Origin of the sequence: Myxococcus sp. AM011, assembly GCF_013372595.1 — a bacterium.
In the GTDB taxonomy this organism is placed as follows: domain Bacteria; phylum Myxococcota; class Myxococcia; order Myxococcales; family Myxococcaceae; genus Myxococcus; species Myxococcus eversor.
In genome coordinates this window covers 1-425 of record NZ_JABXEM010000654.1, presented here as the reverse complement: position 1 = coordinate 425, position 425 = coordinate 1, and the positions used below count along the sequence as shown (strand labels likewise).

The following is a 425-nucleotide window of genomic DNA, read 5'->3' as shown; positions in this document are numbered from 1 at the left end:
CTCGCAATACTTTAAATGGCAATGTTCATAAGAGTGAACAGGGATATTTGTTTGTTCTGGAAGATACCGAAGCTCAACGTGTTATTGGTGTAAGTGCAATTGAGGTTGCGGTAGGTTTAATTGAACCTTGGTACAACTTTCATGTGGGAACACAAGTACACGCTTCAAAAGCACTAAATGTTTATAAGTCATTACCGACTTTATTTTTAAGTAATGACAGAACAGGAAGTAGTGAGCTCTGTACATTATTTTTAGATCCGGAACGCCGTGAAAATCAAAACGGTAAATTTTTATCGAAAATCCGTTTTATGTTTATCGCAGCATTTAAGCAATATTTTGAGAAAAAATTAATTGCGGAAATGCGTGGCTACTCTGATGAAAATGGATGTTCACCTTTTTGGGATGCGATTGGGCACCATTTTTTC

Annotated in this window: 1 protein-coding gene; it reads left to right on the top strand. The window is 36.5% G+C overall.

The window, feature by feature from the left end:
- Positions 1–425, top strand: a 425-nt coding sequence (locus tag HUW62_RS47870) for an arginine N-succinyltransferase (RefSeq protein WP_176438243.1), incomplete at both ends; no start/stop codon positions are given.